This is a genomic window from Marivibrio sp. (genome assembly GCF_040218065.1).
Classification (GTDB): Bacteria; Pseudomonadota; Alphaproteobacteria; order UBA8366; family Aestuariispiraceae; genus Marivibrio.
This window is the reverse complement of sequence record NZ_JAVJQE010000013.1, coordinates 305,096-318,643: the sequence shown is the minus strand read 5'-3', so window position 1 is coordinate 318,643 and position 13,548 is coordinate 305,096. Positions and strand designations below refer to the sequence as shown.

The following is a 13,548-nucleotide window of genomic DNA, read 5'->3' as shown; positions in this document are numbered from 1 at the left end:
TCCGGGAGCTGAGGAGGAGGCGGTGAGCGAGGGCGCGACGGATCGCGGGGCGTCGCGCGACGGGGTCAGCGTCGTGGTGCGGGTGCATAACCGGCGCGATACGGTCGCCGCGGCGCTGGACTCGATTCTGGCGCAAACCAGCCCGCCGGCCCGCATTCTGGCGGTCGACGACGCCTCCGACGACGGCTCCGCCGATTTTATCGAACAGACCTACGGCGACGCGGTCACGCTTGTGCGCCGCGCGGCGCGGGGCGGGCCGGGCGCGGCGGCGAACAGCGGCCTCGAGGCGGTCGAGACGCCTTTCGTCGCCTTTCTCGACAGCGATGACGTCTGGCATCCTCTGTTTCTGGAGCGCATGACCCTGGCCCTCGGCGCGGCGCCCGAGGCTTCGCTGGTCTATTGCGATTTTCGCCGCCGCTTTGCGCGTTACGGGCTGGACGCGCCGGGTCTTTGCAGCGTGCCGAGCGTGCTGGACGAGGACGTGCGCACGCCGATCCTGAGCCTCAGCCTCATCCTCGCGCGGACGCGGGCCTTGCGGCGCATGGGCGGGTTTCGCGAGGACGTGCGCATCGGCGAAGACCTCGATATGGCGTTGCGCCTCGCCGCGGAACGCCCTGACGCGTTGGCGCACCTGTCCTTGTCGCTCGCCACCTATCGGGTTGGGGCCGACAATATCACCCACGATCATGAGCGCCTTTTAAAGGACTACGCGCGCGTTCTCGACGACCTGTTGGAACTGCCCCGTTTCAGCGAGCGCCGCGAGCGCCGCGCCGAGATGCTGAGACGGCGCATCATCGGCGGCCTGAAGCGTCGCGCGGTCGCGCGATGGCTCGCCGCCGAGCCGACGCGCCCGGCCTCCCTGATCGTAGTCGCTGGGCCGGGCGGCGAAGAGGCCGTGCGTCGTTCGCTCGACAGCGCGGCCGCCCAACGCTCGCCGCCGATTGACGCCGTCGTCGTGCACCCCGCAGACGCCGTCGTCCCGAGCGCGTCGCGGGCTGAGCTGCCGTTCCCGGTGCGCGACTATGCGCGCGCGCCCGGGGTCGGGCTGGCGTCGGCGCTGCAGCACGCCGCCGCCGCCTGCATCGGGGAGATCGTGCTGTTTCTCATCGCAGGCGATCGCCTGACGGGGGATGCGTTGGATCGCCATCGCCGGGCGTTCAGCGCCAGCGCCAGCCCCGTGCATCTGAGCTATGGCGGGCTGCCGGATCGGCCGACGCCGCCGCCGTTGGGCCGGGCGCCCGCGCGCGCCGCCTTGCAGGCGGCCAAGCATGCGATCCCGGGGCGATTGTCGACGATCGCCGTCTCGCGCCGCGTCCTCACCGGACTTCCGTCGTTGCCTGACGGCGCGGACGGGACCGCATGGCTGGCGGTGACGGCGCGGGTCCTCGCCGAAGACGGCTTGGCCGTTCGCCTGACCGGACCCGTTTTGGCCGAGGCCGGGTCGCTGCAACCGGTGGAGACGCCTGCCGTCGCGGCGCTCTTCGACGCCCTATGCGACGGTGCCGCTGGGCGCGTTCTGCGCGGTCTGGCGGACGCCGCGGCGGACGACGCGGCCGCCGGACGCACGGCCTTCGAGGGCGCGTATGACGGGCCGGCCGCGTTCGACCCGATCTGGTGACCGGCGGGCGAGGGGAGGAACGCATGCGTGATCGCGACGCGGACAAAGGAACGCCGGCCGGTCCGGTTCGACCGATCCTGATCCGCGCCTTGCGCGGGCGAAGCGGGACCAATCATCTCGCCGATCTGCTCGCCCGCCATCCTGACGTGGCGTTGTGCGAGGTCGCCGAAGACATGCTCTCCTTCCAGGCGGGCAAGCTGGTCGAGTACGCTGATGGGCTGTTCGGCGTCTTGTCCGAGATCGGTCGCGCGCAGGACCTGCCGCCGGCCCGACGCTCCGCCGACGCGCTGACGGCCGGATTGGGGGAGGCGCTCGCCGCCTATCTCGGGGCGCCGGCGGTCCCCCGTCCGCTGTTCAAAAGCCCGGCCTTCCAGGATGAACGTGCGGCGTTGCGGCTGATGCCGACGGCGAGCCTCGTGGTGCTGCTGCGCGATCCGCGATCGATCGCCGAGAGCGCGGTGCGCGCGCACTGGGGCCAAGGGCGCACGCCCGTCGCGGTCGGCGCCGATTGGGCCAAGGCGGCGCGGCGCTTGGATCGGTTCCTTTCGGACTCTGCGGATCTGACGCGCGCGGGTCGCGTCCATCTGGTCCGTTTCGAAGCCTTGGCGGAGCGCCCGCGCAAGACGTTGGCCGCGCTGCTCGGACAGCTCGACCTCGCGGCCACGGCGGAGGTCTTGGACTATGCCGAGGCGGCGCCCGTCATCGGGTCCAGCTATCTGCCGCGCGACCCGAGCGGCCTCACGGACTTTCGCCCGCAGCCGCGCCCGGAGGGCTTCGACCCGCGGACCCGCTGGGCGCATTGGGGGCCGAAGGAGCACAAAGCCTTCAACCGCGTCTGCGGGGTGATGATGGAGCGCTTCGGCTACAAGATGGCGCGGTTCTGAACGGATCGGGGCGGGCCGAGCGGCGCCCCCTAGGTCAGCACCTCTTCTTGCTCGTCCTGGTCGCTCAAGTCCTCGAAGACCTCCCGGGTCTGCTCTTCATTCAGAAGATCGACGCCTAGCAGGTCTTCCAGTTCCTCCAACGTCACCGCATCCTCTCCGCCGGGCGGATCCCCGCCGCCGTCCTGATCGTCGAAACCGTCGTCCGTTTCGCCGCCCTGCCGCTCCAGCCGATCGATCAGGTTGGTCAGGACGGCGTCCGGGACTTCGACGCGCTGCTGCTCGCCCGGGTTCGAGTCCAGATCGTTGAGCGCCTCGTTCAACTCGGCGGGTTCGTAGGGTTCCGGCTCGCTGATCGCACCGTCAGCCGAAATCGTGATGGCGGTGCTGATCTGCGTGGTGTTCACCGTCTCGCCGTCGTCGCCCGCGACGCTGAGCGATTGACCGAACACGAAGAAGACCCGCCATCCGCCTGCGCCGTCGGAGACGATCACGGCGATGCCGCCGCGGATGCCGATCGTGGCGTTGGTCGCGCGGACGCTGACATCGCCGGACTTGGTCAGCTGACCGCCGATAAGGCGCATGACGCCGCTCACCTGTTCGAGCGCAAGCTCGCCGGTTCCGGTGTCCGGGTCGTAGAGGAACGAGTTGACCACGATCTCGGAATTCGGGCCTAGAGTCAGGCTGGTCTCGTCCAGCAGCAGCACGTGCAATTGGCCGTTCGGGCCGGTTTCGATCCGCTCGTCGCGGAAAATCGGGTTGCCGACGGCGATCGAGCGGACGTCGCGCCCCTCCAGCAAGGCGCGGATAGAGGGGACGGCTGCAGTCGCGACCCCGGCCTGCTCCGGCGCCGCGAAGGCGGGCGGCGCCGCGCCCTGCGCCAACAGGATGGCGATGACGCTCGCGGAACTGAGAAACTGGAACCGGTTCATAGCCTTTCACCCCCGGGGTCGCGGGGTCCTTTTTTACATGCGGCCTCAAAAACGAGACGAGACGCTCAAGACAAGATCAAGACCGTCTCGGTCGTAGTTCGCCAGATTGGACTGCCGCCGGCTGTAGGTCGCGTCGGCGTGGAGCGCGGCGTCGGCGCCCAGCGGCAGGCTGTGCGACGCCGACGCCCGCCACTCGTTGTCGCGCCGCGCCGTCGCGGCCGAGATGGCGGGGTTGGGCTCGTCATAGACCGTCCGGATGTAGGTCACGTCGAAACCGATGCTGGACGGACGATCGGTCTCGAGCAGGGTGGTCGGGTAGGCTTGGCTGACGCCCGCGCCGATGCGTTGACGGAACCGGTCGTTAAAGGGCGCGGCCGCGTCGCGGACGCTCGCCTCATAGCGGGCGCTGACGCCGAGCCCGTCGCCCAAATCGCGCAACGCTCGCAGATCGAGGCTCGCCTGCGTTGCGTCCTGATCGTCGGCGTTCGGGCTGTCTTCGCCGGCGCGGTAGTTGTAGCGCGCGATCTCGAAGCGCTCGGTGAAGCGCCAGAGCGAGCCGAGTTGCTGGACCCCGTCGACGCCGACCGCGCCCGTCTGAAGCGCGAGGTCTGTTTGCGCGGTCGCGGCCGAGACGGCGGCGTAGGGGCGAAGCGTCGCCGAGAGGTCGCCGCGTGAGCCGAGATCGATCACGATCCCCGGCTCCAGACGCCCGGCCAGCACGTCGCTCTCGGACAGGTCGCTGTATTTGCGGGCGAACAGAAAACCCTGCGTGTCGAGTTGAAGGCGCTCGGAAAGCGGCGCGCGGAGCCGGCCGTAGAGTGTGGCGAAGCCGTCGAAGTCCTCCTCCGCCTCGCTCGCGTCCGGCGTCGCGATGGCGCGGCCGTTGACCAGCACCGAGTCCTCTGACGTCCCGCGGTTGGCGTTGCTGCTGTAGCGCACACCCGCCCTGACGCGACCGTCAAGGACCAGTCCGTCGCTCGCACGCGGGTCGGGGGTGCGCGCGGCGCTGACCAAGCGATCGGCGCGGCGGCGTTGCTCCGCGCTCGCGCCGTCGGCGCCCCGCGCCTGCTCGGCGTAGAGCGCCGCTTGGTTGGGAACGTCCAGCGCCAGATAAAGCTGCGCCAGCAGCAGTTTGACCTCGACATTGTCCGGCGCGCGGATCAGCAGGGAATGGAGCAGCCCCGCGGCGCGCTCGTAGCGTTCCGCGTCGACCAACAGCTGCACATGGGCCAGGACGTCCTCGACCGAGCCGGTCTGGAGAAGATTCAGAAGACTGCTCCGGTGGGCGGCGTCCGTCATCGGCTCGCTCGCCTGCGCCGTCTGCACGATATGGGCGACACCGTCCGCGGCCGAGGCGCGCGAGTCGCCCGCCGCCGGCGTCACCGCCAACGCCGCCCCCAACGCCGCCCCCAAAAAGGCCGTAGGATACGGCCGGCGCGGACGCTCCCTCGCTCGGTCCCAGATCCGCAATAGATCGCTCCCCGATACACAGACCGCGACGCCGACCCCGCATCGGCGACGCACCCGCCGTCCGTCTCGCACTGGGCGCAGTGTAGGGAAGACGGGCCTGCGCTTGAAGCGGCAAATGAAGCGCGGGCCGCACGACGCCCGTCACAGATCTCGCGCGCGCCGGGCAGGAAATGCGGCGGCGGGCGCGGACGCCCCGCCGCGAGCCGAGAATCCGCCTTGTTGCGGCGGCTTTTAGGCCGCCCCCTGGCGAATTCGTCATGTTTGATAGAGCCTCCTGGGCGTCGGTTCCCGATTGAGCCGAGGAGGGCGCCGCCCGAGCGCGCGGCCGACCCGGCGGGCGGCGCGCACATCGGGAAGAGATCCGATCCGCCGATCGATTCGCGCGCCGGCCCGTCAATTCTGCATCGGGATGCCTTCTTCCCAACGGAATCCAAGGCCGCCGCCGCGCCAGACGCCGTCGCCCAGCGGGCTGGCGCCGTAGATGTCGAGCTGCAGCGGCAGGCCGAAGCCCGGGGCCAGATCCTGGACGCCGCGCACTGTGCTGCGATGCATGATGCGCAGGCCTTGCTGTTCGGCCGGAAGGTGCGCTTCGGGCGCGGCCCGGTGCGCGACCGCCAGGTTGTCGATGAAGACGCAGTCGTTCTGCTGGTACTCGAAATTGATCGCGTAGCCGTTCTCAAGGCCGGCGTTCAGGATCTCGTTGTACTGGCGGCAAAGCTCCGTCAGCTCCTCGGCGTCCAGCAGGCGAAAGCCGTGTTGATCGGCCGCTTTCTCGATGACGGCGCCGGTCATTCCCAGATGCAGCCAGATGCATTTACGGCCCGAGACCGGATGCTCGTGCACCAACGGGTGGACGACGCCCGAGGCGGAGTTGACGGACGACAGACGCTCCCAGAGTTCTTTCCGGGCGTCCGGCAACGCATCGTAGGCCGCGCCCTGATGCGCGAAGTAGGTGCCGCCGCCGCGCTCCGCCGGGCGGATGATGTGGTAGCCCGAATGCGAGAAGGTGTCGGTGTTGAAGCTGCCGTCATTGTGCCATTGCGGCCCAACGCCGGGAATGCCGTGGCGCTTGTCGTTGGAGAGGCGGAAAATGTGGTGGTTGTTGCCCGGCGTCGCAGGGTGAACCCCGTGCGTGCTGTGCAACCGACGCCCGCCCCACCAGCAGCTGGCTCGCAGAAAATCGTCCGGTTCGATCTGGGCCTCGTTCTTGAAGACGAGGAAGCCGCGCTCCGCCATCTCGCGCTCCAGCGCGGCGCGCGCCGCCTCGTGCGGCGGTTCCGGCCGGCGCAGGTCGATCCCGCGGACTTCCGCGCCGAGCGGCTCGAGCGGGGTGATCTCGCCGCCCGCCGCCCGGATCTCGGCGATGCGGGCGGGGTCGAGAGGGGGAATGGTCGCGGCGTCTGTCATGGTGCGCCTCCTTGGTCTATGAGGCATGTAAGGACCAACGTTGCGTTGTCAAAGGGGGCCTCGACCCTGTCGGCGGCGCGGCCTACTGTGCGGGAACGATCAGCGCCGGAGGAGGATGATAATGCGCTTTTCCGTGCAGCACGCACAGGACGCGGCTTTCGAAGGAGACGGACTGCGCAGTTTCTTCGAGTATCGCGATCTGGGGATCGACGCGGCGACGGACGGCAAGTTCCACGCGCAGGTGATTCGCGCTCGCGAAGCCTGCACCGGCGGGACCGGCCGTCACACCCATGCGCTGGATTTTCAGATGGTCTATGTCCTGAACGGCTGGGTCGAATTCGAGTATGAAGGGCGGGGGTTGGTGCGTCTGGAGGCGGGAGCCTGCGTCCACCAGCCGCCGGGGATTGCGCATGAACTGCTGCGCTGCTCGGACGATTGCGAGTTGTTGGAGATCACAAGTCCTGCGGCCTTCGAAACCCATGACGCACCGGGTTGAGTGCGCTATAAGCGCACACAGCGGTTCTATTCGGGACAAGGAGTAGGGAATTCCCATGGCCCACACGACGACGATGCACCCCACCCTGGTCGATAGCCTTTGGCGCGCCGAGGGGGCGAGCCGGCTGTCGCGCAACATCATCCTGGTGTTGGCCGGCACGGCGCTGATCGCGCTCTCCGCCAAGATCAACGTGCCGATGTTCCCCGTGCCGATGACGATGCAGACCTTTGCGATCTTGGTGATCGGCATGGCCTACGGCTGGAAGCTGGGCGGGGCGACGGTGCTCGCCTATCTGGCCGAAGGCGTGATGGGGCTGCCGGTCTTTGCCGGGCCGGGCGCGGGACCCGCCTATATGATGGGCCCGACGGCCGGCTATCTGGTCGGATTCGTCTTCGCCGCCGCCGCGGTCGGCTGGTTGGCGGAGCGCGGCTGGGACGCCTCGCCCCTTCGCACGCTGGCGGCGAATGCGCTGGGCACGGCGATCATCTTCGGTTTCGGCGCGCTGTGGCTGACCTCCTTCCTGATGGCGGCCAAGGGGCTCGACGTAGCCGGCGGCGTCCAGGCGGCGGTCGCCAGCGGCGTGCTGCCCTTCCTGATCGGGGCCGCAGCCAAGATCGCGCTGGCCGCGGCCGTGCTGCCGCTGGCGCGCAAGGCGGTTACGCGCCTGCGCTGAGCGGCCCGCGCGAGCGGCGGAAATCGGGCCCGGGCGAGTGGATCGCCCGGGCCTTTTTTCGGCCCTGCTACATCGGAAAATCGCCGCCGAAAAGCCGCGCCGGCAGCCAAGTCGCGAGGGGCGGCGCCAGCGCCAGCACCCCGAGCGCTGCGATCTGCAGTGCGACATAGGGCAGGGCGCCGCGGTGGATCGCGGCGGTCGCAACCTCCTCCGGCGCGACGCCGCGTAGATAAAACAGCGCGAATCCGAAGGGCGGCGTCAGGAACGAACTCTGCAACGCGACGGCCATCATGACGCCGAGCCAGATCGGGCTGACGACGTCGTTGGCCAGCAGCATCGGGGCGGCGATCGGCACCACAACAAAGCAAATCTCGACGAAATCCAAGAAGAAGCCGAGCGCGATCATCACGCCCAGCACCAGCGCCGTCGCGCCCCAAACGCCGCCCGGCGCGCTGTGAAGCGCGTCCGCGACAAGCTCCTCGCCGCCGAGTCCCCGAAACACCAGACTGAAGACGGACGCGCCGATCAGGATCGTGAAGATCATGGCGACAAGGTCCAGCGTCTCCCGGTTGACGGCCGTCAGCACGCCGGCCCGATGCAGCCGCCGAACGGCGTCGCCGAGGCCGAGCGCGACGGCGAGGCAGGCCGCCGCCGCCCCCCATATCGCGACCTGATCCGCGATCGGCGGATCCTCCCGGCCGAGCCGCAGGTCGAACGCCGCCTCCAGCGCCAACGCCGCGATCAGGCCGAGAACGCCGATCCCAATCAGGCGGGCCGGCGCGCGCCGCTCCCAATCGACCCGGGCGCCGGCCAAAAGCGTCGCGCCGGCCGCGCCCAGCGCCGCCGCTTCCGTCGGCGTGGCGAGGCCGGCCAGGATTGCGCCGAGCACCGCCAGGATGAGGCCCGCCGTCGGGACGAGCGCGCGCAGCAGCTCCCAGGGCGCGGGGGGGCGCGCGCGCGCATCGGTCCCGTCCGGTGCGACCTGCGGGCGGAGACGGGCGTAGACGAACTGAAACAGCAGGTAAAGCGCGACCAGCAACAGCCCCGGGAGTAGAGCGCCGGCGAACAGGTCGCCGACCGACATCGGCTCGGGCGCCAGAACGCCGATCTCGCGCTGGGCGCGGGTCCAGGCGGCGGTCAACTGGTCGCCGAGTATCACGAGCACGATGGAGGGCGGAATGATCTGGCCCAGCGTTCCGGCGGCCGCGACCGTTCCGCAGGCGAAAGACGGCGCGTAGCCGCGCTGCAGCAGGGTCGGCAACGCCAGTAATCCCAACGTCGCGATGCTGGCCCCGACGACCCCGGTGGACGCGGCGAGCAGCATGCCGACCAGTGTGACCCCGAGGGCGAGGCCGCCCGGCGCCCGGCCGATCAGCGCGTCGATCGCCTGCAACAGGTCCTCGGCCAGCCGCGAGCGTTCAAGCATCAGTCCCATGACGATAAAAAGCGGGATCGCCGCCAACACCTCGTTCCACAGCACCGCTCCGAACAGACGCGAGGGCAGGGCGCCCAGCAGGGCGAGGTCGAAAACGCCGAGCGTCGCGCCCAGGCAAGCGGCGAGCAACGCTCCTCCGCCGAGCGTGAAGGCCACGGGAAAGCCCAGCAGGAGGGCTGCGACGACCCCGCCGGCGAGCGTGAGGGTGAGAAGCGTGTCGACCCCCATCGTTCAGGCCTCGTCGCGACGGCGCAGCACGTCGAGCGCGCGCAACAACGAGGCCGCGCCCTGCAACGCCAGCAGGAGCGCGAAGAGCGGGATCAACGTCTTCAGCGCAAAGCGCGCCGGCACCCCCGCCGTTTCGGTCGAACCCTCCAAGGCGGCCCAAGCGGCCGCGACATAGTCCAGGCTGAACCAGAGGATCGCCGCGCAGAACGGTAGGAGGAGAAGCAGCACGCCGGCGATCTCGATCCAGGCCCGAGTGCGGGGGCGGGCGGTCTTGACCGCCGCATCGATCGGAACGTGCCGATCCCGGGACAGCGCCGCCGCCGCGCCGAGTGTGATCAGCACAGCGTGGGCGTACAGCGTGAGTTCTTGCGCGAAGACGCTCGCCAGGCCGAAAAGATGCCGGGCGAGCACCACGGCGGTCTGCAGAAACACCATGCTCAAGGCCGCCCAGGCGGCGACCGCGCCGATGCTTCGGCTGACGCGGTCGATCGCATGTGCGGCTTTCGCCAAGCGGGTCAACGGCCCTCCCGCGCCGCCGCCCCGGGGCCGTCTTCGGGTCCCGGGGCGTCGGTTCGGTTAGAAGTAGACCGAGAGATCCTGATGCTCGGCCCGACAGGTCGCGACGAACAACGCGACCTCGCGCGGCAGACGATCCTGCTGACGCAGGCCGATGGTGCCCGCGATGGCGTTGCGGTAGCCCTCGATCTGAGGCAGCAGATCCTCCTGGGCGGCCGACCGCCAGGCGATCTCGTCCTCCAGCATCGCGACGCCTTGGCGATGCAGTTCAAGCGCCGCCTCCGGGTCAGGCTCGGTGGAGCTCGAGGACCGGATGGCGCGGCGCATGTCGGAGAAGACGGCGGCGGCGTCGCTCGTCTCCGTCAGGCTGCGCAGATCGCCTAGCAGATCGCCGATCGCCTCTTCGGCGGCGGCGTAGTCCCCGGCGCGCACCGGGTCGGCCAAGGCGTTGGCCTCATCGAGCAGTTCCGCCAGACGGTCCGCTTCCCGGATCGCGTTGATCACGGTCACGATCGGCTCGTAAGCCCCGTCGACGGTGCGTCGATAGGTGAGATAGGCCCGATTTTCCTGCGCCAGGAGTTTCTTCATATCGGCGTGGGCCTGCTCCCACTCCGCGGGAATCTGCGAGGTAAGATCGTCGACTTCCGCCTTCAAGTCGGCCAACCACTCCTCGAGGTCCTCGATCCGCTCGGCGTTGTCGGGCTCGAAGCGCTTGGTGCGGTCAAGCTGCGTCTCGGTCTCGTCGATCAGCTCGACGTCGCGGCGCATGCGCGCCTGCAGCGTGCGGACGCGGTCGCGCAGCGGGCCGTATTCCTCCGCCGCTTCGTCGATTGCGGCGCTCGCCTCCCGCGCCTCCTCGAACAGCGTGAAGGCTTGGCCGGCGTCTGAAATCGCCTTGGACACGTCGCCGCGCAGACCTTCGGGCAGCGAACTCAGGTTCCAATTCTCCGCGTTCGCGATGGCGGCGCGAATATTGTCGCCGTCGCGGGCGATCTCCTCGGCGATGTAGTCCTCGATGCAAGCCTGCAGGCGCGGGTTCGACGGCGGCGGCGACGTCTCCGAGAGGAGCGACATTCGCGTCGGCAGATAATTCACCATCGGCGGGTTGTAGCCGACGATGGCGAGCGCGATCAGCTGCAGGACGATGAAGGGGATCACGCCCTGATACATCTGGATCGTCTTGACCGTTTTGCTGGCCACGCCGCGCAGATAGAACAGCGCAAAGCCGAAAGGCGGCGTCAGGAACGACGTCTGGATGTTCAGGCCGATCATCACGCCGAGCCACACGGCGGTGATGTTCGCCTGCGGATCGGACAGCAGGATGGGAGCCACGATCGGCACCACGACGACCGCGATCTCGATGAAGTCCAGGAAGAAGCCCAGGACGAAGATCACCAGCATCACGATGATGAACTGCGTCCAGAAACCGCCCGGCAGGCCGGTCAGGAAGTCCTGCACCAGATGCTCGCCGCCGAAGGCGCGGAAGGCGGAGGTCAGCATCGCCGCGCCGAGCAGAATGATGAAGACGAGCGAGGTGGTCTTCGCCGTTTCGATCAGCACGCCGTAAAGCGTGTTCCCTTCCGTCAGCGTGCGCCGGAAGCTCCAGCCGATGGCGACGAGGAAGACCAGAGTCGCGACGCCTGCGATGGTCAGCGCCAGCACGTCGGTCGAGGTCTGGATCGACTTCACGTTGATGGCGTGAATGTTGGTCGTCACCAGGATCACGATGACGGACAGCAAGGCCAGGATGCCGGGGATGAAGGCGCCTTTCTTGCCTTCATAAAGGCGGTAGCCCGCCATGATGGTCGCGCCGATGGCGCCGATGGCGCCGGCCTGGTTCACGGTCGCGATGCCCGCGATGATCGAGCCCAGCACGACGAAGATCAGCGTCAGCGGCGGCACGAGGGCCAGCGCGACGCGCGCGAAGAACTTGCGGTCGAAGCCGCCCTCATAGGGCACGGGCGGCGCGATGGAGCGCTTGATGAAGGCGGCGCTCAGCATGAAGACCATGTAGACGCCGACCAGCACGAGGCCCGGCACCATGGCCCCCATGAACATGTCCCCGGCGCTGGTGGAGATCACGCCGAACTCGCTCGGCATCGAGAAGTTGCCGGTGAGCTCCTTGTAGAGGTTCGTGCGCAGGGCTGAGGCCTGGTCGACCGCGTTGGAGAGCTGGTCGGCCAGAATGATCAGCACGATCGAGGGCGGGATGATCTGCCCCAGCGTGCCCGAGGCCGCGATCGTGCCGGTGGAGAGCCAGTTGGCGTAGTTGTTCCGGATCATCGCCGGCAGCGAGATCAGGCCCATCGCGACCACGGTCGCGCCCACGATGCCGGTGGTGGCGGCCAGCAGCGCGCCCACGAAGATGACCGAGATGCCGAGGCCGCCGCGCACCGGGCCGAACAGCTGCGCCATCGAGATCAGCAGATCCTCCGCGATCTTCGAGCGCTGCAGCATGATGCCCATGAAGACGAACAGCGGAATCGCGATCAGCGTGTCGCGTTCGACCTCCCAATAGATTCCTCGGAAGTTGGTGACGCCGGCGCTGAGCCAGTTGGTGGGGCCGCCCTCGCTGAAATAGGCGGACGGGTCGCCGGCGAAGAAGTAGCCGGTCCCCGCCGCCAAGAGGATGGTGATGATCGCCGCGCCCGGCAGCGAGAAGGCGACCGGGAAGCCCGACGCCAGCGCGCCGGCCATGATCACCAGCAGAATGACGAGAAAGAGAATTTCCATGTCGTCCCCGTGCCCCTAGAAGCCGGCCCCCGGCTTACGTAAAACCCCGTTGCGCGCGTCGTCCGCCGGCGGATCAGTGCCCGCCGGACGGCGTCGGTTCGCGCTTGCCCGGCTCGCCGCGATAGTTGGCGAAGCCTTCGACGAAGGTGCTGCTGAACTGGATCGCCATGGTGACGGCGAACACCGCCAGGAACGTCGCCATCCAGTATTTCACATACATGCCGAAGCCGGCCTGCGAGACCTCGAAGGTCATCAGCGCGCTGTTGATGATGTCCGACTTCCCGCCCATGCCGAAGACCAGCACCATCCAGCAGACCGACAGGCCCAGCGTCATCGAGCCGATGGCGTTGACGAGCCCCTTGGTGCGGTCGTCGAAGCCGGCGTAGAGCACGTCGACCCGCACATGCCCGTCGTCGAACAGCGTATAGGCGCTGGCGAACAGGAACAGCGCGCCGTACCAGAAGCGCACGAGGTCGCCCTGGAAGGCCTGCTCATAGGAGAAGACGAAGCGGCCGATCACGATCAGCAGTTCGGCCAACACCACCAGCAGGCCCAACCAGTGGAAGCCCAGCGTCTTGCTGCGGATCGCGATCAGGAAGCCGAGGATGATGAGCGGCACATGCACGAACGGTCCGCGGAAGCGCGACCGGCCGAGATCGCCGGAGAGTTGCTCGCCCACCACCGCGTCGAGGAAGCCCTCGACCCGCAGGAACGAGATCGCCGCGTCGACCACGCCGATGAACACGACGGCCCAGAAGCAGCCGCGGATGATGTAGGTGACGATCCCATTGAGGGCCATCGCGTCCTGGCGCAGCGAGCGAGCGGGCGTCTTGATCACGAAGGCGATCGGCCCCGCGATCGCGGCCAGATAGATCAGCATCTGGACGATCGAGGAGACGCCGCCCTCCGCGTCCGCCTGGAAAAGCGCAAACGCGCCGGGCAGCTCGAAATAGACCGTGCAGACGATGTTCGCCAGATAGGCGAAGACGAGCACCGCCGATATCCAGCCGATCGCCCGGATCACCAGGCCGCTGCCCACACTTCCCGTCTGGCCGATCGCCGTGTCGGCGCGGTCGGCGGAAAAGTCGCTCATGGCGTCACCCCTTCACCCAGAACCCCGAAAAAAGGTTTAAAGGAAATAGCCGAAAGCCTGGAAGAA

The 13,548-nt window shown here is 68.5% G+C and carries 11 protein-coding genes; 4 read left to right on the top strand and 7 right to left on the bottom strand.

The window, feature by feature from the left end:
- The first annotated feature begins 22 nt into the window (after positions 1 to 22).
- Together RIB45_RS13390 and RIB45_RS13385 are read left to right on the top strand one after the other, a co-directional pair.
- Positions 23 to 1,618 carry a glycosyltransferase family 2 protein gene (locus RIB45_RS13390; RefSeq protein WP_350050839.1) on the top strand — a complete coding sequence of 532 codons (1,596 nt, stop codon included), beginning with the start codon at positions 23 to 25 and terminating at the stop codon, positions 1,616 to 1,618.
- 23 nt (positions 1,619 to 1,641) lie between these two features.
- Positions 1,642 to 2,502: a sulfotransferase gene (locus tag RIB45_RS13385; RefSeq protein ID WP_350050838.1), complete on the top strand. Its 861-nt coding sequence runs from the start codon at positions 1,642 to 1,644 to the stop codon at positions 2,500 to 2,502.
- Positions 2,503 to 2,531: 29 nt separating this feature from the next.
- Here RIB45_RS13385 and RIB45_RS13380 read toward each other — a convergent pair whose 3' ends face one another.
- The 3 genes from RIB45_RS13380 to RIB45_RS13370 all read right to left on the bottom strand — a co-directional run bounded on the left by RIB45_RS13380 (position 2,532) and on the right by RIB45_RS13370 (position 6,308).
- A complete protein-coding gene (locus tag RIB45_RS13380; protein WP_350050837.1) occupies positions 2,532 to 3,431 on the bottom strand; it encodes a FecR family protein in 900 nt (299 codons plus the stop codon).
- Positions 3,432 to 3,476: 45 nt separating this feature from the next.
- On the bottom strand, positions 3,477 to 4,820 hold the full coding sequence (locus RIB45_RS13375; protein WP_502882570.1) for a hypothetical protein: 1,344 nt from the start codon (positions 4,818 to 4,820) through the stop codon (positions 3,477 to 3,479).
- Between the two features lie 474 nt (positions 4,821 to 5,294).
- Complete coding sequence (locus RIB45_RS13370) at positions 5,295 to 6,308, bottom strand: TauD/TfdA dioxygenase family protein (RefSeq protein ID WP_350050836.1); 1,014 nt, start codon at positions 6,306 to 6,308, stop codon at positions 5,295 to 5,297.
- A gap of 121 nt (positions 6,309 to 6,429) precedes the next feature.
- Here RIB45_RS13370 and RIB45_RS13365 point away from each other — a divergent pair, with 121 nt between their 5' ends.
- Both RIB45_RS13365 and RIB45_RS13360 read left to right on the top strand, forming a co-directional pair.
- Positions 6,430 to 6,804 (top strand): cupin domain-containing protein, encoded by a 375-nt coding sequence (locus RIB45_RS13365; RefSeq protein WP_350050835.1) that lies wholly within the window; start codon positions 6,430 to 6,432, stop codon positions 6,802 to 6,804.
- A gap of 55 nt (positions 6,805 to 6,859) precedes the next feature.
- A complete protein-coding gene (locus tag RIB45_RS13360) occupies positions 6,860 to 7,477 on the top strand; it encodes a biotin transporter BioY (protein ID WP_350050834.1) in 618 nt (205 codons plus the stop codon).
- Between the two features lie 67 nt (positions 7,478 to 7,544).
- Here RIB45_RS13360 and RIB45_RS13355 read toward each other — a convergent pair whose 3' ends face one another.
- The 4 genes from RIB45_RS13355 to RIB45_RS13340 all read right to left on the bottom strand — a co-directional run bounded on the left by RIB45_RS13355 (position 7,545) and on the right by RIB45_RS13340 (position 13,482).
- Entirely contained in the window at positions 7,545 to 9,140 is a 1,596-nt protein-coding gene (locus RIB45_RS13355) for a TRAP transporter large permease (protein WP_350050833.1), read from the bottom strand.
- Between the two features lie 3 nt (positions 9,141 to 9,143).
- On the bottom strand, positions 9,144 to 9,650 hold the full coding sequence (locus tag RIB45_RS13350; RefSeq protein ID WP_350050832.1) for a TRAP transporter small permease subunit: 507 nt from the start codon (positions 9,648 to 9,650) through the stop codon (positions 9,144 to 9,146).
- 66 nt (positions 9,651 to 9,716) lie between these two features.
- Positions 9,717 to 12,389, bottom strand: a complete 2,673-nt coding sequence (locus RIB45_RS13345; protein ID WP_350050831.1) for a TRAP transporter large permease subunit — start codon at positions 12,387 to 12,389, stop codon at positions 9,717 to 9,719.
- A 73-nt stretch (positions 12,390 to 12,462) separates the two neighbouring features.
- The gene (locus RIB45_RS13340) at positions 12,463 to 13,482 is read right to left on the bottom strand and encodes a TRAP transporter small permease subunit (RefSeq protein ID WP_350050829.1); all 1,020 of its coding nucleotides are present in this window, start codon (positions 13,480 to 13,482) and stop codon (positions 12,463 to 12,465) included.
- Positions 13,483 to 13,548 lie beyond the last annotated feature (66 nt).

Coding starts and splice junctions, on each gene's coding strand:
- RIB45_RS13385 (WP_350050838.1), top strand. CDS start 1,642: ATGCGTGATCGCGACGCGGACAAAGGAACGCCGGCCGGTCCGGTTCGA.
- RIB45_RS13380 (WP_350050837.1), bottom strand. CDS start 3,431: ATGAACCGGTTCCAGTTTCTCAGTTCCGCGAGCGTCATCGCCATCCTG.
- RIB45_RS13370 (WP_350050836.1), bottom strand. CDS start 6,308: ATGACAGACGCCGCGACCATTCCCCCTCTCGACCCCGCCCGCATCGCC.
- RIB45_RS13365 (WP_350050835.1), top strand. CDS start 6,430: ATGCGCTTTTCCGTGCAGCACGCACAGGACGCGGCTTTCGAAGGAGAC.
- RIB45_RS13360 (WP_350050834.1), top strand. CDS start 6,860: ATGGCCCACACGACGACGATGCACCCCACCCTGGTCGATAGCCTTTGG.
- RIB45_RS13355 (WP_350050833.1), bottom strand. CDS start 9,140: ATGGGGGTCGACACGCTTCTCACCCTCACGCTCGCCGGCGGGGTCGTC.
- RIB45_RS13345 (WP_350050831.1), bottom strand. CDS start 12,389: ATGGAAATTCTCTTTCTCGTCATTCTGCTGGTGATCATGGCCGGCGCG.
- RIB45_RS13340 (WP_350050829.1), bottom strand. CDS start 13,482: ATGAGCGACTTTTCCGCCGACCGCGCCGACACGGCGATCGGCCAGACG.